Below are 20,352 nucleotides of genomic sequence, written 5' to 3' on the forward strand. Positions count from 1 at the left end.
GAACCAGCCCGTGACGGGGGCCTCCGCCGATGGCACTGCAGCACTGGTGGCGGGACTCATTTAATCACTATCCTTGAAAATGGCCGCGTTTCGGCGAACCTCGAATACAGCGCTCAGTGTTGCGGTAGAGTCGGTGCCGACCATGACTGTAATTGCCGTCTCGTCCTGCACCCAGTTGCGATCGGCAGATGACCAATAAGTGAGGTCATGAGCAGTCAGGGCGAAGTCGATCGTGGTCGTCTCTCCGGCTTCAAGGCGCACGCGCCAAAACCCCTTGAGCATGCGGACCGGGCGGGCAGCAGACCCATGATGTTGGTGGATATAGAGCTGCGCGACCTCATCGCCGGCACATTGTCCAGTATTGGTTATATCAACCTGGACGCGAATATCCTCACCCAACCCGACCCAAGCAGTCGAAAGGCGCAGGTTGGAATATTCAAAAGCGGTATAACTTAGGCCAAACCCGAAGGGGTAAAGCGCGCCTCCCTGCTCATTCCAGTAACGGTTATCGATGTCTTTCGGCTGATGCGTGTTCATCCGGGCGTAGGGCAAGGGTACCTGGCCGATGCTGCGCACCCAGTTGAAGGGGAGTTTTCCACCGGGTACAGATTTGCCGAAGATGGTGTTCGCGACCGCAGCACCACCCTGAGTGCCCGGATACCAGATGTTCAGTATGGCAGACGGCTGCGCGCCTTTGAGATCGATTGGCCGCGCTGCCATCAGCAGCAGGATGACTGGCTTACCCGTGGCGATGACGGCTTCAAGCAGATCCTGCTGACGCCCAGGCAGGTCGAACGTGGAGCGAGAGGCTGCCTCGCCTGTCATGTTCTGCGCTTCACCAAGCACCAGCACAGTACAATCAGACGCTTCGGCCAACGCAACGGCGCGCTCGATCTCCAGGTTGTCATCGACCTCGACACGGGGGGCAACGTCGAAGCCTGGAAGAGCGTCAAAGAACGAGGGATTGAGCCGGGCAATCATTGAGACGCCAGGCGAGTATACGACGTCGACCAAGCCTCCCACCGCGTCCTTGATCCCCTGGAGCACGGTGACCGTCTCGGACAGGTTTTGGTCAAAGACCCACGGGCCCAAGGTATCGCGTGCCGAGTCCGCCAGCGGACCGATCACGGCGATCGATCCCAATGCTGCGGGATTGAGCGGCAACGCGGCAGCTTCATTGCGAAGCAGAACAAAGCTCTTCTCGGCAGCGGTCCGTGCTGCTGCCCTGTGCGCAGGATCGTTCAAAACACCGTCAATCCGGGTCTGATCGACATACGGTTCTTCAAAAAGGCCCATTTTGACCTTCATGGAGAGGATACGGCGCACAGCGTCATCCAGGGCTGCCTCGCTGACCGTGCCATCGGCGACCAGACCTGGGAGGTTGCGGTAAGCGGAACTGCGGGTGCTCAGCGACATTTCCATGTCGAGACCAGCGTGCAGCGCGCGCGCGCCCGCATCGGCGCTGTCTTTTGCAAAATTGTGGGTTGTGAGATCGAAAGCAGAATTTGCGTCTGATACCGTAAAGCCGGCAAAGCCCCATTCGCCCTTGAGAATGTCGGTGATCAGCCACCGGTTGCCAGTGGCGGGCACACCGTTGAGCGTCATATAGGCACACATCACGTTGCCAGCGCCTGCATCGATCGCAGCCTTGAACGGTGGAAAATAAATATTCCTCAGTTCATGGTCCGAAATCTCGGCCTCATCATAGTCGCGCCCGCCGAGTGCTGCCCCATATCCGGCGAAATGCTTGGGCCCTGCAATGATGCGGCCGGGCTGACCGATGGCGTTACCCTGAAATCCCCGGACCTGAGCGGCCGCCACGGCGGATCCCAGATAAGGGTCCTCGCCTGCTCCTTCGACCATTCGGCCCCAGCGTGGATCGCGTGCGATGTCCACCATCGGCGCAAAGGTCCAGTGCAGACCGAGGGCGCGAGCCTCAGCAGCGGCAACCGCCTGCCCTGCCTCGATTGCGTCGAGATCCCAGCTTGCCGCCATCGCGATGGGCACAGGAAAGATTGTGCGCATTCCGTGGATTACGTCGAACCCGAAAAGCAAGGGTATTCCCAGCCGCGACTCTTCGACTGCGATACGCTGCAACCTGTCCAGTTCTGATGGATCGCGCATCACCAAAATCGATCCGACACGGCCCGCAGCTATTTCGGCATCGAGCTCCTCGTTGTTGGGAGTAAAGGCGAACAGCTGACATAGCTGACCGGCCTTTTCCTCCAATGTGAGCTGCGACAGTAATGTTTCGACGCGGTCAGCAATCATATGTTCAGCCATGCAAACGGGTACCACTATTGATCGGCTTTGGGTTTGAGAAACCCCTGCATGTCCATCCAGGCTACGAACTGATCCAGCATCAAGGTCGTGGTGGTACCTTCAAGGCCCAGATTGAAACCATGGCCGCCGCGACCATAGGCGTGCAATTCCACAGGCCGTTTGGCCTGCTGCCAGGCTTCTACCACCGGGAAACCCATTGTCGGAAACAAGGGATCATCAAACGCGATCGCTGCGAACATCGGCGGAGCGTTGGAGGGAACCGCAACGGCTGCCTGCGGGCCATAAATGTAGCCGAAGAAATCGGGCCTAGCGCCCTCAGGCGCTGCCATGACGGTGTTGAGCGCAGTCATTGCCCCTGCCGAAAAACCAATCATCCCCACACGTCTGGGATCAATTCCGTATTTCTCAGCATTTTGACGGATGAGCGCCAGTGCAGCGACCGCGTCGTCAGTAGACGGCGAATGTTGCAGGGTCGGTTGCTTTGCCGGGTCCGGCAATCCTTCCTTGATCTTCTGGTTCATGAAAGTAAATGCCTCGCCTTCATCAGTAGGCGTTGGCTTGATCCGATATTTGAGGACAAAAGCAGTGATTCCGCGCTCAGCAAGCGCCTTACCGACGTTCCAGCCTTCAGGTCCCATCGCCAACAGCATGAAGCCCCCGCCAGGAGCCACAAGGACTGAAGCGCCAGTCGCTTTTGACGGTTCTGGGAGAAAGGCAGTGAGGGTCGGTCTGGTGACATTGCGCACGACATAATGCTTATCGTCCCACAGCGACCAGTTTTCTGTCGCGGCGGCACCTGGAGTTCTATCACCATATAGTGGTACAGCTTCAGCTTCGGCCGGAGCGGGTATCACCTCAAATTTGGGAGTCGGCATCTGGGCCGAAAGGCTGCCGCCGGCCACAAGCAGAAATGCTGCAATCGCCTTGGTAATGGTTCGCATTGTTCTGATCTCCTGGCCCTGCGCTTCACGTATTGTATAAAATTGAAACTCGAAAGTGGCGAACCTTCGATGCAAATCCGCCACCATCAAAAATCAGGAAGATACTAGAACTTGAACTTGGCACCGACTGTCAGGTAGCGCCCTATAATGTCGTCGCCTGAGACTGCAGGAAACGAGAATGCAGGCGTGCCAGACGTGCCAGCCGTCAGGTAAGGCGGAGGATTTTTGTCGAGTAGATTCTGGACCGAGAAGAATATCTGCTTGTCCTTGTCCTTGCCGGGGAAGAATGTGAACGTGATGTCGGTATACGCGACTGATGGAACGTCCGGGATATTGAATACCAGAGAACGGGTTGCATCCCACTTCAGCGATGATCGCCACCGCTGCTGCAAATCAATCGAGAAATCTGAATTGCTGTAGCTGACAAAACCGGTCAAACGCAGCTTGGGAACTCCACCTGTCGATTGGGAAGCAGCAGCGCCTGCCCCAAGCTGCGGCTCGATGCCGGGGGCCAGGATCGTAGTTAGCTGTGGCTGATACCCGACCAGCCCGCGAAGCGAAATACGGCCTTCTGACCCGACACTGAAGTTGTAGTTGATCTCACCATCAATGCCCCAGGTCTTGATCGACGACGCATTGAGCGTCGTCAGGCGAACAAGGCTCGGAAAGTTGGCCGGTGTCGTATTGCTGAATGGAAGCGGCCGATCATAGAGCGAACAGAAAGCGCTTGTACCACCGCTGGAGTTGCAAGCCGATTGGATTGATGCAAGCCGGCCATCGATCTGGGAAATCGCATTGTTCAGCTTGATCTTGTAATAATCAACCGCAATACTGAGGCCAGGTATGCCGCTGGGACGGAAGACGCCTCCGAACGTAAGGGTATCTGCCTTCTCCGGAACGAGTGCGGAGTTGCCACCCTGCGACGTTGTCACGATCCCGCTAGGACCAGAACTGTTGGTGAGAAGATCGAAATACCCGCTGGCACCGCCAGTCTGCGGCTGAAACAGCTCATAAAGGCTGGGCGCCCGGATGTCGCGTGAGCGGGTAGCCCGGAAACGCAGCCCATCGGCAATTTGCCAATCTCCGCCGACTTTCCAAGTTGTTACCGAACCGCTGGTCGAGTAGTCCGTATAGCGAGCTGCACCACTCAGGCTAAGAGAACCAACGCCACTGTCACGAAGCAAAGGGAAGTCGACTTCGAGTGCTGCCTCTTTGACGTTTTCAGTGACGCTGATCGGCGTGATCAAAGTATCACGATAAACTGGTGTGCCAGGAACACAATTGAAACGCAGGCCTGTACAGTTTGCAAAGACATTCGACGGAGCATTGGTGGATACGTCGAGTTGCACATTGCGGTATTCACCGCTCACTGCGAAGCGGACAGGGCCAGCCCAGTTGTCGAACGCGGTACCGCTGATGCTGGCGGAAACGACATCCATAGTGAACTCGGGTGTGTTGAAGTTGTCGCCCGTAATATAATCAAGTGCGGCAGCCTGGCTGGCTGGCGTTGCCCCGAAGCCGTTCAATGGAACACAGCCAGGATAGGCCGTCGGATTTGTCAGCGTGACGCGACACACAATGTTGCCGTTGGCCGGACCGCCAGCAAACCGGCCCTGATCGACCGCATCAAGCGATGCATATAGATTGCCGAGGAGGACGTTGTTGACCTGAGTGTTCTTGGTTTCGCTGACACTGTGTTGATAGTGCACGTTCCAGTTGAAATCACCGAAATCTCCGGTCAGGCCGGCGCTACCCATCCAGTTCTCAGATTGCGCACGCACACCGAGCTCATGCGCTGGATCATCGAAGACGCGCGAATAGAGAAACACTGGGCCGCCAGCGAGTAATTCTGCCTGGGCAGCAGGACTCAGAAAGGCGTTGTCTGAAGCCACGAGTGTTGGAAATATCAGATTCGGATAGAAAGTGTTTTCGGTTCGTGCCTTGGCATAAAAACCCTGAACATAGATGCTGACATTATCCGACAACTCATAATCGGCACGCGCGAAGGCCTGATCGGTCCTGAGATCTGCGGTTGCTGACGACCCGATACCGTAAAAGCCATCTCCACCGCTTGCCAAGGCACCGCCTTGTGAGACGCCTCGCGCGGGGTTGCCCAGTACTCCGGGCGCCGAGAACAGTCGACCGGTAAAGAGATTGCCACCCTGGAACGGAATTGCCGAGTTGCGGGCGTTGGTGATGAGGCGGAATGGGTCGGCAGCGGAACCTGAACCGGCGACTGCGAAGATCGCCCGGCCATTCCTTCTTGCCTCCTTGTCATCCAGACCGTCCTGCTGGAAATGCTCGTAGCTGGCCATGAAATGGCCGCGGCCACCGCCGAAATTGGCGCCAAAGGCCGCCCCTGCACGCCAGGATGCTGCGTCACCTCGGCTGGAAACGCCCGATTGCGCCTCAACCTTGATGCCCTCGAATTCCTTGTTCAGGATAAAATTGATTACGCCGGATACAGCGTCGGACCCATAAACCGCAGACGCACCCCCAGTGACCACCTCAACCCGCTGAACCAGCATCTGCGGGATGACATTGGTATCGACCGCACCGGTATAGCTTGTCGGTGCCATCCGGTTTCCGTCCAGCAGAATGAGGTTCCGCTGAATGCCGAACCCACGCAGATTGAGGTAATTGCCGGTAAAATTGTCGCTGGGATTGTTGAGATTGGCCGTGCCCCGCGAAAGGGCAAAGATCGGCAGCTTGTTCAAGCCGTCTGGAATGTTTGAAGGACTGGTCTTCAACAGCTGCTCGGTCGATGCGACCGTCACGGGTGTCGGAAGATTGTCACCGTTGGAGGTGATACGCGACCCGGTGACTACGATGTCGTTTTGTGGCTCTGCCGATTGCGTTTCCGCATCATTCGATTGAGCTTCCTGCGCATTGACCGGCTGGCAAAGCGTTGCGAGGCTGATGCCCGCAAGCAGAAGCAACTTGGTGCTGTACATACCCTCTCCCTGAAAAATTTTGATTTTTGTGGATTCGTATGCGGTTGAACTCCGCTTGCCCGATTCCATAATATGCAACCAATTTTATATCAAGCTATATTCACAAGCGCCGCGGATGATTTATATTTGAATATGAGAGTGGGGCGCTGAGCGGCAGGCTGGCCTGTCGCTGGGTTAGAAACCGATTTGATAGGGGCATGCGAGTGCGCAACGCGTTTGCTCGGCCTGCTGCGCAACAAGGGCTGCATTTGCGGACGCCGGATGCGAAACGTTGGTGCGTCGATTAGCTTCACTTTAGCTTGTTGGCTGAAAACTACAAAACCGAACGTATCAGGAACAAGCATGGCTTGGCGATGGTTTTCTCAACAGCGTAGCGCCCCACGGGCTCTCGACGGCAGGATAGACTGCTCACGCGGCAATTAGGAACCGCCGGCAGCTGCAATGTCCGAACGTCCAGCCACGACTGGCAACGCAAAGCGCACCCATCAAAATGTGCCGATAGGCTATTTTTGGCAACTCAGATTAGAGCACTGCCACATGCACACCAATGGTCGAGCCGAGAAAATGTGCGCAAAAACGATGGCTACCGCCCGGTCAGGACCCATCGCTGATCAGCGTGCCACCATCCACAACAAGATTGTGACCGGTAATGAAACCGGCCGCAGGAGAAGCGAGGAAAACAGCAGCACCGGCGACTTCGGTAACTGTCCCCGCCCGCCTAAGCGGCGTCATGGCCAAGCGGCGTTCCATGAACTGGGTTTTGGCCATCAGGGGTCGCGACAAGTCTGTTTTGATGAACCCCGGGGAGATAGCATTGACGCGAATTGCGCTGGGTCCACACTCGACAGCGAGGTTTCTCGCGAGTTGAGCTACACCAGCCTTTGCCAGTGCATAACTGTTCAAATGACCGTTGCCGCGCAACCCAGCAAGGCTGGACATCAGGATCACCGAGCCGCCTCCCGCTGCAGTTATATGGGGGAGCGTAAGGTTGCAAAGCATGACCTGGCTCCTCAGATTTATTGCCATGACGTGTGCGTAATCGGTCATGTCTATCCCCGAAAATGGACCAGCCGTTCCAGGAATACCCGCATTGCACACCAACACATCGAGATGGCCGTGTTCCGATAGTGCAAAATCGACAAGCCGCAGCAGGTTTGCATCATCACTGACATCACATGGCAGACCCGGGACAGCTAGCTCGCGTGACGTCCGCTCAGTATCTGCGCGATCTTCGCTAGAAACCACGACACGGGCGCCTGCTGCAATCATTGCTTCTGCAATTGCACGCCCAATACCACGCGTTGAGCCCGTGATAATGGCCGACCTGCCCGCCAGCGAAAACAGTCCATGCATCATCAAGGTCACCGATAGTCTTCAGTTGCTGCCGGCTTATGCTCCGAAAGTGAACGACCATCATGCAAATATGCCGGCGCCTCGATCAGAATGAATGCGATGCGGCAAACCTGTTCGGTTGTGTTACGCCAAAGGTGATTGGTACCGCGTTGCACAATGACGCCGCCCCGACGAACGGTTTTCTTTGCCCCATCGTCGAGTTCCAGTTCAATCTCGCCCTCGAGCACGATGCCATAATCGATCGAATTCGTGCGATGCATTGGGCTCTCTTTTCCGGGCAGCATGTCCACGATCCGGATCACCGACCCCCCTTCCAAGGTCAGCCCCGCTTCGCGCTCCCGCCCGTCAGTCTCGTCGTTGTTATTGGCGGGTACAGTTCCGGTAGTCCAGATCAGAAGAAATGAAGCGTCACCGGACGGGATGAGTCTTGTGGGCGTCAGATCCTCTGACTTGAATACGGCGCGCCCCTTTTCGTCATGACCAGTGACAACCCGCTGGACAGGCGGCAATCCGGAATCTGAAAGTTTCATAAAATCTCCAAAATCAGACGAACCGCACGGGTTCCGTCAGGAGCATTTTCGTGTCTACCGCACCAAAATGCGCATGCGCCTGGAGGACAATGGATGCCGCCAAGCCAGAAAGATCGGACGTGGCAGTCAACCCGATTTCATCGAACTGTGAATACGGAAACGTGCCTTCAATTGGTCTTGAGATGTTCATGGCGGCACCATGCAAATCAAATTCGACATGTAGATGGGCAATTTTCTCGTCCCATCCGGCACACTGCTTCGACGTGGCGGTTCGAAAAACGAACAGCTTTAACGGAGCGTCATCGGCGCCCGGTACAATCGCCACCTCATCCGCTAGAAGAGCGACCGATCCGATAATCTCCCGAAAATTGTCTTCATCCGGACCGATGTTCTCACGATAGGCGGCGTTTGCCTTTGATGAGGCAAGGTCAGTCATCGATGGCAGCCGGATGACAGTTACTGCATCGCGATCCTGCAGGGGAGCCAAGGCCAGTGAGCTTGGAGCATCCTGTACATAGTGATGCACATAGCCCGAGAACCTGCCGGAGACATCCGGTTCGGCTACGACCATCGGCCCATGCACCTTCTCCAGGTGCTGCCGAAGTCCTGCTTTCGTTAAGCCGGCACGGGTCCGCGGCAATATCACGAGCTTTACCGGATCCAAACCAATTGAGCTCTCAGCCACGAACCACCTGTTGGTCTATTACGCCGAAAACCGCCCGTCCGTCGGCATCAAGGGCTTCCATCCGGACCTTGTCACCAAACGCCATGAAGTTCGTTTTCGCTTCTCCCAGATCAATGACCTCAATACCCCGCCTTTCAGCGATGCAGGAGGACCCAACCTCGCGAAAGTTTTCGTTGGATACCGTTCCCGAGCCGACGACTGTTCCGGCGACCAGATCGCGCGTCCGTGCAGCGTGGGCGACCAGTTCATGGAAGCCGTGGCCCATCGGTTCGCCATTGGCTCTTCCAAACGGCGCTCCATTCCATTCAACAGCGAGATCGAGACAGACCCGGCCATTTCGCCAGCTTGCGCCGAACTCGTCCGGTGTAACCGCAAAAGGTGCCATGGCACATGGTGGTTTGGCCTGCACCCAACCGAAGCCTGTCTTCATTTCGGGCCCGGCCAGCGCTCTCAGGGACCAATCGTTGATCTGCACGACGAGTTTGATGTGCTGCATGGCATCCTTGGCTGTCGTTCCCATAGGCACAGCATCCACAATGACGCCAAACTCGCCCTCGAAATCGATGCCCAGCGCTTCGTCCGGAAACTTCACATCATCATGCGGGCCATAAAACTTGTCGGAGACGCCCTGATACATAAGCGGGGTTGTCGTCTCGATGGGATCAATGCCCAGCACTTGGCACATCAGATCGCCATGGCTCTGGAACGCTGATCCGTCGAGCCATTGCCATGCGCGCGGCAGCGGAGATGCAAGGCTGTGTAATTCAAGTTGTTCGGGAAAAACCTTCAACGCCAGCAGCACTGGCTCTACCTCTACCCATTGCTCCAACGCTGCTTGAAGAGCGTTGACAGGCGCCGGAGCAAACCTCAGCCCATCGGGAGAAACCACGACCAGTCGACCATCTTTGGATCCATCACGCAGAGTGGCTAAACGCATCTTTGAATTCTCCTGATGATGCTCAAGCTTTGCCGATAGGGCGCGCTCCGTGCCGGAACAAAGGCATTCGGTCGATACGCTTGCATCGATACTATCTGATGGTCCGCATCCCAGTCCTCATGCAAAGGAACCTTCAACACCAGTCCACATTGCGGGAGAAATTGATGGCCCGATGGCTAAAGCGCGGTGAATCCGCAGATGTTAAGGCGCAATCGGATCGCAAAGTGCGTGACATTGTGGAAGCAGCATTGCTCGACATCGAACAGCGCGGTGACACTGCGATCCGCGATATGAGCATAAAGTTCGATGGCTGGGATCGGGAAGATTACAGGTTGTCGCAGTCCGAGATCGACATGGCGGTAGAAAGCCTTTCGCCCCAAGAACGCAAGGACATCGAATTTGCCCAGACGCAGGTTCGCAATTTTGCGCAGATCCAGCGGGCATCGATGCTCGATGTCGAAACGGAAACGATGCCTGGGGTGGTTCTGGGGCACAGGCATGTGCCGATCAACGCTGCTGGCTGCTATGTTCCCGGCGGCAAATATCCGCTTCTGGCCAGCGCCCATATGAGTGTCATCACCGCCAAGGTGGCAGGAGTGCAGCGCGTTGTGACCTGTGCGCCTCCGTTCCAAGGCAAGCCATCTCGTGCAATCGTTGCTGCACAGGCTATGGCAGGAGCTGACGCCATCTATGCTCTCGGCGGCATTCAGGCGATCGGCGCAATGGCTATCGGAACCGAGAGCATCGATCCCGTCGACATTCTCGTTGGCCCCGGCAACGCCTTTGTGGCCGAGGCCAAGCGCCAGCTGTTTGGCCGGGTCGGGATTGATTTGTTTGCCGGACCAACTGAAACTCTCATCATTGCTGACGAGATCGGATGTGATCCCGAGATGGCCGCGACAGATATTCTCGGTCAGGTTGAACATGGCCCGGACAGTCCGGGAGTCTTGCTCACCAACAGCGAGAAGTTCGCACTTGCTACCATTGCGGAGATTGAGCGCCTGCTCCAGATTCTTCCTACCGCCGATTATGCCCGCAAGGCATGGGAAGCATTTGGCGAGGTCATCGTAGCTGATGATTATGCCGAAATGGTCAGCATCGCTGATGATATCGCCAGCGAGCATGTACAGGTGATGACAGCAGATCCTGATTTCTTCTTGAACAACATGACCAACTACGGCGCTCTGTTCCTCGGTGCTCGTACCAATGTTTCTTTCGGCGACAAGGTTATCGGCACCAACCACACTTTGCCTACGAAAAAGGCTGCGCGCTATACCGGAGGGCTATGGGTCGGCAAGTTTCTCAAGACCTGCACTTATCAGCGGGTTCTGACTGATGAGGCATCGACGCTCGTCGGCGAATACTGCAGCCGGCTTTGTGCTCTGGAAGGCTTTGCCGGTCATGGCGAGCAAGCCAACATTCGCGTTCGCCGTTATGGCGGGCGGAATGTTCCTTACGCCGGTCAAGCGGAGCCCAGTGAGTTGACAAGGGCATGAGAACGAACTCGCTGCTTGATCCTCAACTATCCTCGCTGTTCGAAGGTGCGCCCAACCCTGCCTTCACACTTGCAGCCCTGCCGATGTTGCGCAAGGCAATGGCAGGCACGCCAATTGCGCGCGAAGATTTGCACGTCGCCGAGCATTATCTCGATCGTGAAGACGGAACAGCATTGCGTATTGTCGTCATCCGGCAGCGATCCATCACTGGACCCGCGCCAGTAGTTTTGCATTGCCACCCCGGTGGCTGGATTCTCGGCACACCAGAAACCAGCACCTCAACGCTGGTCGATATTGCCCGTAATCTGCCCTGCGTCTTGATATCCGTCGATTATCGGCTCGCTCCGGAGCATCCCTATCCGGCGGCCCATGACGATGTAATGGCAGCGCTCCAATGGATCCGTCTACATGCAAAGGCGCACGATTTTGATGACAGACGCATCATGCTGGTTGGGGAAAGTGCAGGAGCAAACATTGTCGCCGGCATAGCCCTTAGGTGCAGGGACGAAGAAATTGACGACGGCATTGTTGGACTGTCAATGGTCTATTCGCCGCTGGACGATCGAACCACCTCCCGGCCAGTCCATCCCTTTGCAGGGTCTATCGGACTGGGTGCCGAGCACATAAGATTCGCCTGGGCAAGCTATCTCGGCAACTTGCCGTCTGACAACGTATCATCCTATGCATCGCCAGGAAGGGCCGTCGGCTTGCGGGGCCTGCCCCCGGTTTTCCTTGCAACAGGTGCTATTGACCCGGTCATTGACGAAAACCTTGAATTTGCTCAACGCCTGATCAGAGACGGTGTTTCCACCAATCTTCACGTCTTTGCAGGCGCGCCTCACGGGTTTGACCGGGCTGAAGATGCACAGGTGACAGTCCAACTCCGCAAGCTGCGCAGAGAGCATCTTGGTCGGTGCCTAGCACTATGACTTCCAGCACCCCTGTTCCTCAGACCCCATCTTTTCGCCTGGATGGAAAGCGCGCAGTTGTGACGGGTGCGGGTCGCGGCATAGGCGCAGCTGCGGCTGCTGCACTGGCTCAGGCAGGCGCAATCGTGACCATTGTTGCCCGATCCGCAGAAGAGGTTCGAAACGTGGCAACGAGCATCGGCGGGGGAGCGATGGCATCCACGCTGGACGTGTCGGACCTTGAAGCCGTCGAGTCCTTTTTCGCAGCCCAAGATCCATTCCACATTCTCGTAAACAATGCTGGGACGAATCGTCCAAAACCCATGTGGGATGTCACGCCAGCCGATTACGAGGCTGTGCTGGGCCTGAACCTGAAAGCGGCATTCTTCGTGGCACAGGCTTGTGCCAAACGAATGATCGCAACTAATACGCAGGGGGCGCTAATCCATATGAGCAGCCAGATGGGCCATGTTGGTGGGCCAAACCGTAGCCTGTATTGTGCCAGCAAATGGGCAATGGAAGGCATGAGCAAGAGCTTCGCGCTTGATCTTGCTCCGCATGGTATCCGATCAAACACGATCGCTCCTACCTTTATCGAAACACCGATGACAAAGCCAATGTTCGAAGATCACGAGTTCCGGGCTAGTGTGCTCTCAAAGATCAAGCTTGGTCGCATAGGCACGCCCGAAGACCTGATGGGTGCAGTATTGTTTCTTGCATCCGATGCGGCTGCCTTGATGACCGGAACCAGTCTCGTTGTCGACGGCGGCTGGACTGCTGAATAGGACCAAAAAATGTTTGAACCGTTTCCTGGAAATTACGTCTGGAACCTTGGTATTAATCTCGCGCTGATTTGTGGCGGAAACCACGGTGAATTGGATGAAGTGTGCCGTCCCGTGCGCGAGGCCGCCAAGGCCGGTGCAGATGCCGGTTCTACGCAGTTGTTCGACAGCTGGATCGCTGTTGCCCACCAGGTTGCGCGCAATGCGGCCCGGGATGAAGAGGACGGCTTTCTCCTGTCCGCCGGGGCTAAATACTTGCGCGCTGCGGGATATTACCTCGGTGCCGAACGCTTGCAAAGCCGGGACTATGCGCCCCGCTGGGAAGCCTACGACCGGGGCCTTGAGCTCTATTACAAAGGTGCCAAGCTACGCGGCCTGCATGTCGACAAGGTCGAGATCCCTTATGGAGACAGCGCCTACAACGCAATTTTTGTCCATGATGGTTCAGGGGTTGCCCGCCCCACACTCGTTGCAGTCAACGGCCTGGATTCCATGAAGGAACAAGTGGACATGGCCGGCCATGGCGCAGTCAATCTTGAACGCGGCATCAACACGTTGTTCCTTGACCAGCCAGGCACTGGCGAGGCGATTCGAAAGCGTAACCTTCCGGCCGTTTTCGATTCCGAACGCTGGGGTAGCCCGGCCTTCGATTATCTTTTGACACGCAACGACGTGATCCACGGCCAGATTGGAATCTTCGGCCTATCTTTTGGAGGTTATCACGCCCCTCGCATTGCCGCGAATGATCCACGCTATGCCTTGTGCGCCGTCATGGGAGCGAACCACGTCTGGGGCAAGCGACAGCGCGAGCGCCTGTCGAATGAGGGGGAAAATCCCGTACCGCATTACTGGGACCATGTGATGTGGGTGTTCGGATTTGCAGACCGGGATGAATTTCTCGCTTACGCAGATCAGATCACACTCGATGGACAGGTGGAAAAGATCCGGGTGCCGTTCCTGATTACGCATGGTGAGAATGACCGGCAAATTCCCGCATTCAACGCCCAGATGTCGTATGATCAGGCCATCAACAGCCCCAAAAGAACCTTACGCATGTTCACCAAGGCTGATTTCGAGGTGGAGCACTGTGGCGCGGACAACGGGACTGGAATGCGAGATTATATCGCAGACTGGTGCGCCCAGACGTTCGCCGAAATGCAATAGTCGCGACAGACATGACCGATTTCAAATTTCATCATGGTGGCGTCTCCGTGCCCTCACTTGCTGAGGCGATCGAGTGGTACGACCGTGTGCTTGGTTTCAAGGTGGAGAGAGAGTTTCGGATTGCTGCTGCAAAATCACGCACAGCGATGCTTCGTAAGGGGCCACTGAGATTCGAAATCTTCGAAGTTGAAAATGCTGATCCGTTGCCAGCTGACCGCAGCCATCCGGCTCGCGATCTTGCGACGCATGGCAACAAGCATATCGCATTCTGCGTAGAAGACCTCGACGCCTTCCTGTTGGAAATGACCGAAAGGCGGGCCGATGTTGCCATGGTCGTTCGCGAACCGTTCGGCACAGGTTGCTTTATTCGCGACTGTGCAGGAAATTTGATTGAATTTGTCGAAGAGGATGCAACATGATCCACGAAATTGCGACGATCACTATCGATCCTGCACAGGCAGCAGAGTTTGAATCTGCAGTTGGAAAAGCCCAGCCTCATTTCGAAGCGGCGAGAGGTTTCATTTCGTTCTCATTACAGAAATCAATCGAGAACCCCGGACGCTATCTGCTGATTGTCGGTTGGGAAAGCGTTGACGCCCACATGATCGACTTCAGAAATTCGGAAGGGTTTCAGACCTGGAGGACTCTCGTCGGAAAGTACTTTGGCTCGCCGCCTTCGGTGGAACACACGCAAATCGTAATCTGAAATACGGCATTGATTGTTCGCTTCACATCTTGGCGCTCCTTGCCTTTTGGGGTTACTCACCGGCTTGCCGAGCACTGGAACACCGGTGACAGAGTGGCAAAGGCGATCCGATATGCGATGATCCATTATGCGCCCATTGCATCAGAACGGAGCATTCAGACGGTGCAGCGCGGCTCCCAAAAGCTCAGCATGGACCTTAGGATCACCATGCTGCAGTTGCAGCTTGCCGACCGCAACGCTGGTTTCGATAACGTCCCTGCACCGTTCATATCGGCGTTCCTGATATGCGCGCAGCGCTGAAGTTACATTGTTTGTCCGAGCAAGCTCCTCGGCCAAAACAATTCCACTCTCGACAGCCATTCCAGCACCTGATGCAAGGTGAGGCGTTGTGGCGTGCACCGCATCGCCCAGCAAGACGACACGCCCGTGGTACCAATCTTTCGGTTGCAGAGCAGCAGAAAGCGGACGGTAATTGATCCAGTCGCCAGGTGTCATATTGTCCCTGATCCAGCCGGCATTGCCTCCAAAGTCGGCTAGCAGGCTCTTCAGGGTGACGAAGAGCTCCTCGTCGCTCATATGTTCATCCCGATCGATATGTGGCGTCAGCATCCACATGTAGACCTTGTCTGGCGCGCAGGCCGTTATGCCGCACGGGCTTGCGTGACCGAGGAAAAACTCGCCCGTTTCGAGTTCAGGAGGCTTGCGGATCGAAATACGCCAGCAACCCTGTCCAGTCGGACGTGCCGGCCCCATATGCGGAAACACAAGGTTCCGGACACTGGAAAATACGCTATCTGCACCAATCACAAGATCGTATGTTCTGCTTTGTCCATCGGTGAAGGTGACGTCTGAAAAATCTTCTGACGTCTTGATAGCCGTAACGCTCAAACCGAGACGCACTTCAATATCAAGTTCGCGAACTCGCATCTGCATGATGCGGTGCAAGACTGGCCGCATGATTCCGCCGGTAGCCGGGAGGCCTTCTTCGATAGCTGGCTCGTCAAGATCAAGCAGGTGAGTACCATCATACTCGAACAAACGTATCTTGCTTGTGATAGCACCCTCAGCCTTGATAGCCTCAAGCAGACCAAGCTGCTTGTAGGCCCTTAGGGTTGGTCCGGTGATAGTGATGCCAGCACCATACACCCGCCATTCAGGGTCAATGTCGATCAGCTCTACCGCCACTCCCCTTTCTGCAAGGCTAATGGCTGCGGCCATGCCGCCAATTCCTCCACCGACGACAAGCGCCTTGGTGATGCTCCCGATCCGATCCACTGTCATAGCGTATCATCTACAGAATGGCGGCCGACAGACAAATTGGTCCTGTCAATAGGCTTCAATCGACACAATCGTTGCGACTGCGCTTCCGTCCCCTGATATTTCCCGGCCCAAGATTGGAGATAACATGAGGATAATTATAACAGGCGCCGGAGGGTTCGTCGGCCGGGAGATCTGCTCGCAGTTGTTGCGGCGAGGAGACCAGGTGACTGGCCTCGATATCAACACAGACGGTATGCTCCCAGGCGTCATAAAGGTGGAGGGGGCTCTTTCAGACGCGGCGGCAAGGGCAGATTTCCTGGATGCCGATTTCGATGCGCTGATACATCTTGCTACTGTTCCAGGGGGGGCAGCAGAAGCAGACCCGTCGGCATCTAGGCGCGTAAATGTCGATGCCATGTACGACCTCCTGCTAGAAGCCGCAGGGAGAAAGCCTGGAGTGCGCGTCGTTTATGCTAGCTCGATCGCAGTGCTGGGTGACACGCTGCCTGCCAAAGTGGACGACCAAACTCCGCTTTCACCCAAAATGATCTACGCCGGTCACAAGGCAATGATGGAAGATGTCGTTGCAATGATGTCCAACCGCAGCGCGATCGATGGCGTAACAGTGCGGCTGCCAGGAATTCTGGCAAGACCGAAAGGCCCTTCAGGAATGAAGTCGGCGTTCATGTCTGACCTCTTTCACGCACTAAAAAAGGGCGAGGCCTTTGAGTGTCCGGTTTCGCCTGATGGCACCATATGGGCGCAATCAGTGAAAAAGTGTGCTGAGAATTTCATACATGCCATCGCCTTGGATAGCGCGCTTCTACCACCGACGCGCGCTGTGACGCTACCCGCAATCAGAATTTCAATGGAGCACCTCGCAGCCGAAATTGGCGAACAATGCTCATTCCCGCCCAGTCTTGTAAGCTACAACCCAGATTTGGCACTGGAAGCTGCATTTGCTCGCCAGCCATTACTGGAGACCCCTGCTGCCGAGCGTGCAGGTTTTGCGCACGACGGAAATCCTGCTACGCTCGTCGGCAACGCCCTATCTGCAATATAAGGGGCGAAGGAGATGGCGATGCGGTTCGGAAGGCTCGATCTAAATCTGCTTGTCGCACTGGATGCCCTGCTGACCGAACGGAGTGTAAGCCTTGCAGCAGACCGGCTCTGCCTTTCGCAGTCGGCAACTTCCAGTGCTCTTGGAAGGCTCCGCGAGTATTTCGAAGATGACTTGCTGGTTCTGAAGGGACGCAGCATGATCCTGACGGCGCGTGCTGAAGAGTTGATTGACCCGGTTCGGGCCGTTCTTGAACAGATTCGGACGACGGTTGCTGTCGCACCACCATTTGACCCTGCGACGGCTGACCGGGTCATCCGCATCATGGCATCGGATTATTCCACGGAGGTATTGCTGGCAACCGTGATCGCCGACCTTGAGACGGAGGCTCCGAATATACGGATCGAAATTCACCCCATGCACGACTCCCCAATAGAGGCAATCGAGAGGGGATATATCGACCTGTTGCTGACGATAGACTACGCCATATCGGCCGATCACCCCAGCTTGCTCATTTTTGAAGATGATTATGTGGTGGTAGGCGACCAGAACAATCCTGCCATGGCTTTGCCAATGTCCAAGGACCTGTATTTTGAACTGGGTCATGTGACAGCACGTTTCGGAAAAACCAGAGTTCCTGCATTTGATGACTGGTTCGTACGTCGTCAGAAACAGCAGCGGCGCATCGAAGTCGTAGCTCCGACATTCCTGTCAATTCCCCGCCTCATCGTGGGTACCAAGCGCGTCGCTACCATGCATCGCCGAATGGCCCGCATTTTCAGCCAGTCGATGCCTTTGGTCATGCGCGAAATTCCTTTTGCGATTCCGCCGATCCGCGAGACCGTTCAATGGAACATCGCGCATAATAACGACCGGGCATTGAGGTGGATGGTCGAGCGGCTCCAGGCTGCCGCAGGCGCGCAGGTCCCAATTGTTCCCAATGTTGTGGCCTTGCACGCAGACGGCGGCATAGACCGCTCCGAAATCGAAGTAGAGTACCGAATGAACCATCCGCAACGCTGAGCCGCTTTTCGGCGCTGCAGCATGGTCGGCATCCAGCGCGTCGATAGAAAGCGTCCGAAAACATCCGCTTCTGGACTTCGATCGGTTGGGCCACAACGATGGCTTGACACAGTCCCGGAGTTTGTATGTCTATTGAATCGTTGCAGCAAGTACTTGGCGTTGAAAGCGTGTTGTTCGGCGTGGCCGATGTTGCCGAGCACACCCGTTTCTGGGCAGATTTTGGACTCCCGCTGGAATTTGCAAGTGACATTGAAAGCATTTTCCGCCTCCAGTCGGGGAGCCGGGTGATCGTGTTGCAACACGGCGACCCTCGGCTGCCAAGCCCGGATCCGTTCGATGGCGACGGCATCAAGGAAACCGTGTGGGGCATCGATACGGCTGAGTCGCTGGAAAATATCGCCACGAGCCTGGCTAGAGAGGTGGAGCTTCGCTACGACGCCGATGGTACTGTCCATTGCGTATGCCCTGATGGTCAACCCATCGCGCTGCGCGTCTGGACCAAGCGCGCCGTGGTGTCAGAGGCCAGCCCGGTCAATACCCCTTCGAGCTGGCCGCGCTTCAACCAGCATCGCATATGGCGCAAACGCGCCATCCCTAAAACTATCAACCACGTGGTGTTCTTCTCACCCGATTACGTCGGCAGCTTCGAATTTTACGAACGACACCTTGGCTTTCGCTATGTCGATCACTCCAAGGGCACCGGCATTTTCGCTCGAGCCAGTGGCACCTACGAGCACCACTCAATCTTTTGGGTAAACTGCGACCTTCCCATAGCACCCGATCATTTCAAGTTCATGCATATCGCGTTTGGCTGCGACGACATCGACGAAGTCATGCTCGGGGCGAATATCATGGACAACAAGGGTTGGAAGAACACGACGATGAATACGAGCGGAGGCATATCGCGCCACCGCATTTCGAGTGCCATCTATTATTATTGCGAGATTCCTGGACGCGCTGGCGAAGCTGAGTATCATGCTGATACTGATTATCTGGATGATAACTGGGTTCCGCGTGCTTGGGATTTCAAGTTTGGTTCGTTGCTATGGTCTCACAATGCACCCGCGATATTCCGCGGCGATGATATTCCGTGGGACATGGTTTTCGATGCTGATCGTCGAAGCTTTGAACCTTATCGTCGCGAAAAGCCGGGCAAGCAACCGATAGACGGCGACCTCGCAAAGCTGACGGCAGATGATGAGCATGCAATTTGACGCGCTGCCCAAGGCGGATCATGGGTCGACGGCATTTTCCTGCAATATCATGCGCTCCAGCATGCGTCGTGCTCGTGTTCCGCCTTGGTCGATGCCGAGGGAAACGGGCTTCTCCTTCCAGAAATCCCGACCTCGAACATTCGCGTATGCAGCTTCGATGATGGGTTTGTCTTCCATATCAAACGCGCTGGCGAACATGGTACGAAGCATTTCATCTGTGTCGGGGCTATCGAGATCATGGAAACGCGTAGATGACCAGAAATAGTGTGTAGTATCTTCGTCTGCTGGCGTAAGAATATGGGCCTGCGGGATTTCCAAGCCTGCACCACGATCCGCGCCATGGGGCGTCACGCCTACATTCAACCGCATGGTAGCTGGGGCATTCCAGCGCATGTCCAGCCAGTGGTCGACACGAGTATCTGCCGGAAAAACATCCTGCGCCATCGACGGTGGAGAAATGTTGGGCATCCACCAGTTGGAGTAAAGGGTCTTGCCGTCGACCTTCACCGAATGCTGGCCGGCAAAAATGACACCCTGGCCCGCGAAGGTACCTTTATGCACAAACTCGATATGCGACAGGTCCAGAAGGTTGTCAGTTCCATATTCATAGTTTGCGCGCATCAGCGTGTAGCCGCGGATCGTGCGGCTATGCGACGCATCTGGAATGAAGCTGAAATCAGGGATGCAGGTGAGGTCCGCTCGTTCTGGTGCGCCGCCCCAGAGCCAGACAATGTCATCCTGCACGACGACCTTGTAGCTTGGGATATCAGAACCCGCCGGCGCGCGATCAGAAAACGGATTGTAGACACACTTGCCTTCGGCAGAAAATGCCAGGCCGTGATATCCGCATACCACTCGGTCGCCATCGCGGACACCTCTGGACAGTGGCGCAAAACGATGTGGGCAGCGATCCAGGAGGGCGGCGACAGAACCATCGGCCAGACGAAAAAAGAAAATCGGTTTGTCCGCAATGCGACGGGCAAGCCCGGCAGGGCCGACCTCGTCGGCCCAACCGCCCATATACCAAGCATCCCTCAACCAGACCATCTGCCAGCC

Annotated in this window: 18 protein-coding genes; 9 read left to right on the forward strand and 9 right to left on the reverse strand. The window is 56.0% G+C overall.

All coding sequences use genetic code 11. The features are described 5' to 3' along the window. Window positions 1–60: 60 nt before the first annotated feature. From bglX to BSY18_RS00170, 7 genes are all read right to left on the reverse strand, one after another. The gene (gene bglX / locus BSY18_RS00140) at window positions 61–2,271 is read right to left on the reverse strand and encodes a beta-glucosidase BglX (protein ID WP_335617661.1); all 2,211 of its coding nucleotides are present in this window, start codon (window positions 2,269–2,271) and stop codon (window positions 61–63) included. A 26-nt stretch (window positions 2,272–2,297) separates the two neighbouring features. After that, entirely contained in the window at window positions 2,298–3,224 is a 927-nt protein-coding gene (locus BSY18_RS00145) for an alpha/beta hydrolase (protein WP_069049307.1), read from the reverse strand. A gap of 104 nt (window positions 3,225–3,328) precedes the next feature. Continuing rightward, a complete protein-coding gene (locus BSY18_RS00150; protein ID WP_069049205.1) occupies window positions 3,329–6,178 on the reverse strand; it encodes a TonB-dependent receptor plug domain-containing protein in 2,850 nt (949 codons plus the stop codon). Between the two features lie 594 nt (window positions 6,179–6,772). Beyond that, a complete protein-coding gene (locus BSY18_RS00155) occupies window positions 6,773–7,534 on the reverse strand; it encodes an SDR family NAD(P)-dependent oxidoreductase (RefSeq protein WP_069049308.1) in 762 nt (253 codons plus the stop codon). 5 nt (window positions 7,535–7,539) lie between these two features. Then, complete coding sequence (locus BSY18_RS00160) at window positions 7,540–8,061, reverse strand: cupin domain-containing protein (RefSeq protein ID WP_069049206.1); 522 nt, start codon at window positions 8,059–8,061, stop codon at window positions 7,540–7,542. Window positions 8,062–8,074: 13 nt separating this feature from the next. Then, entirely contained in the window at window positions 8,075–8,746 is a 672-nt protein-coding gene (locus BSY18_RS00165; protein ID WP_069049207.1) for an EthD domain-containing protein, read from the reverse strand. Beyond that, window positions 8,739–9,683 carry a fumarylacetoacetate hydrolase family protein gene (locus BSY18_RS00170; protein WP_069049208.1) on the reverse strand — a complete coding sequence of 315 codons (945 nt, stop codon included), beginning with the start codon at window positions 9,681–9,683 and terminating at the stop codon, window positions 8,739–8,741. The genes BSY18_RS00165 and BSY18_RS00170 overlap by 8 nt, the downstream gene beginning before the upstream one ends. Window positions 9,684–9,847: 164 nt before the next feature. Here BSY18_RS00170 and hisD point away from each other — a divergent pair, with 164 nt between their 5' ends. From hisD to BSY18_RS00195, 6 genes are read left to right on the forward strand one after another with little or no spacing between them, the layout of a single operon-like run. Continuing rightward, window positions 9,848–11,179, forward strand: coding sequence for a histidinol dehydrogenase (gene hisD, locus BSY18_RS00175; RefSeq protein WP_069049209.1), 1,332 nt, complete (start codon window positions 9,848–9,850; stop codon window positions 11,177–11,179). Further along, on the forward strand, window positions 11,176–12,108 hold the full coding sequence (locus BSY18_RS20480) for an alpha/beta hydrolase (protein ID WP_083231220.1): 933 nt from the start codon (window positions 11,176–11,178) through the stop codon (window positions 12,106–12,108). The genes hisD and BSY18_RS20480 overlap by 4 nt, the downstream gene beginning before the upstream one ends. Continuing rightward, entirely contained in the window at window positions 12,105–12,872 is a 768-nt protein-coding gene (locus tag BSY18_RS00180) for an SDR family NAD(P)-dependent oxidoreductase (protein WP_069049210.1), read from the forward strand. The genes BSY18_RS20480 and BSY18_RS00180 overlap by 4 nt, the downstream gene beginning before the upstream one ends. A gap of 9 nt (window positions 12,873–12,881) precedes the next feature. Further along, the gene (locus BSY18_RS00185; RefSeq protein WP_069049211.1) at window positions 12,882–14,033 is read left to right on the forward strand and encodes an alpha/beta hydrolase family protein; all 1,152 of its coding nucleotides are present in this window, start codon (window positions 12,882–12,884) and stop codon (window positions 14,031–14,033) included. An 11-nt stretch (window positions 14,034–14,044) separates the two neighbouring features. Next, the gene (locus tag BSY18_RS00190) at window positions 14,045–14,452 is read left to right on the forward strand and encodes a VOC family protein (protein ID WP_069049212.1); all 408 of its coding nucleotides are present in this window, start codon (window positions 14,045–14,047) and stop codon (window positions 14,450–14,452) included. Next, on the forward strand, window positions 14,449–14,739 hold the full coding sequence (locus BSY18_RS00195; protein WP_069049213.1) for an antibiotic biosynthesis monooxygenase family protein: 291 nt from the start codon (window positions 14,449–14,451) through the stop codon (window positions 14,737–14,739). Before BSY18_RS00190 ends, BSY18_RS00195 begins: the two co-directional genes overlap by 4 nt. A gap of 141 nt (window positions 14,740–14,880) precedes the next feature. On the opposite strand, the gene BSY18_RS00200 is transcribed toward BSY18_RS00195, so the two are convergent. After that, window positions 14,881–16,020, reverse strand: a complete 1,140-nt coding sequence (locus tag BSY18_RS00200; protein ID WP_069049214.1) for an FAD-dependent monooxygenase — start codon at window positions 16,018–16,020, stop codon at window positions 14,881–14,883. A 124-nt stretch (window positions 16,021–16,144) separates the two neighbouring features. On the opposite strand from BSY18_RS00200, the gene BSY18_RS00205 reads away from it, so the two are divergent. The 3 genes from BSY18_RS00205 (at window position 16,145) to BSY18_RS00215 (ending at window position 19,296) form a co-directional block, all read left to right on the forward strand. Beyond that, on the forward strand, window positions 16,145–17,062 hold the full coding sequence (locus BSY18_RS00205; RefSeq protein WP_069049215.1) for an NAD-dependent epimerase/dehydratase family protein: 918 nt from the start codon (window positions 16,145–16,147) through the stop codon (window positions 17,060–17,062). A 12-nt stretch (window positions 17,063–17,074) separates the two neighbouring features. Then, the gene (locus tag BSY18_RS00210; RefSeq protein WP_236823335.1) at window positions 17,075–18,082 is read left to right on the forward strand and encodes a LysR family transcriptional regulator; all 1,008 of its coding nucleotides are present in this window, start codon (window positions 17,075–17,077) and stop codon (window positions 18,080–18,082) included. 125 nt (window positions 18,083–18,207) lie between these two features. Further along, window positions 18,208–19,296 (forward strand): VOC family protein, encoded by a 1,089-nt coding sequence (locus BSY18_RS00215; RefSeq protein ID WP_083231221.1) that lies wholly within the window; start codon window positions 18,208–18,210, stop codon window positions 19,294–19,296. Between the two features lie 18 nt (window positions 19,297–19,314). Here BSY18_RS00215 and BSY18_RS00220 read toward each other — a convergent pair whose 3' ends face one another. Continuing rightward, window positions 19,315–20,343 carry an aromatic ring-hydroxylating dioxygenase subunit alpha gene (locus BSY18_RS00220; protein WP_083231222.1) on the reverse strand — a complete coding sequence of 343 codons (1,029 nt, stop codon included), beginning with the start codon at window positions 20,341–20,343 and terminating at the stop codon, window positions 19,315–19,317. Window positions 20,344–20,352 lie beyond the last annotated feature (9 nt).

The organism is Blastomonas sp. RAC04, from assembly GCF_001713435.1.
GTDB classification, from domain to species: domain Bacteria; phylum Pseudomonadota; class Alphaproteobacteria; order Sphingomonadales; family Sphingomonadaceae; genus Blastomonas; species Blastomonas fulva.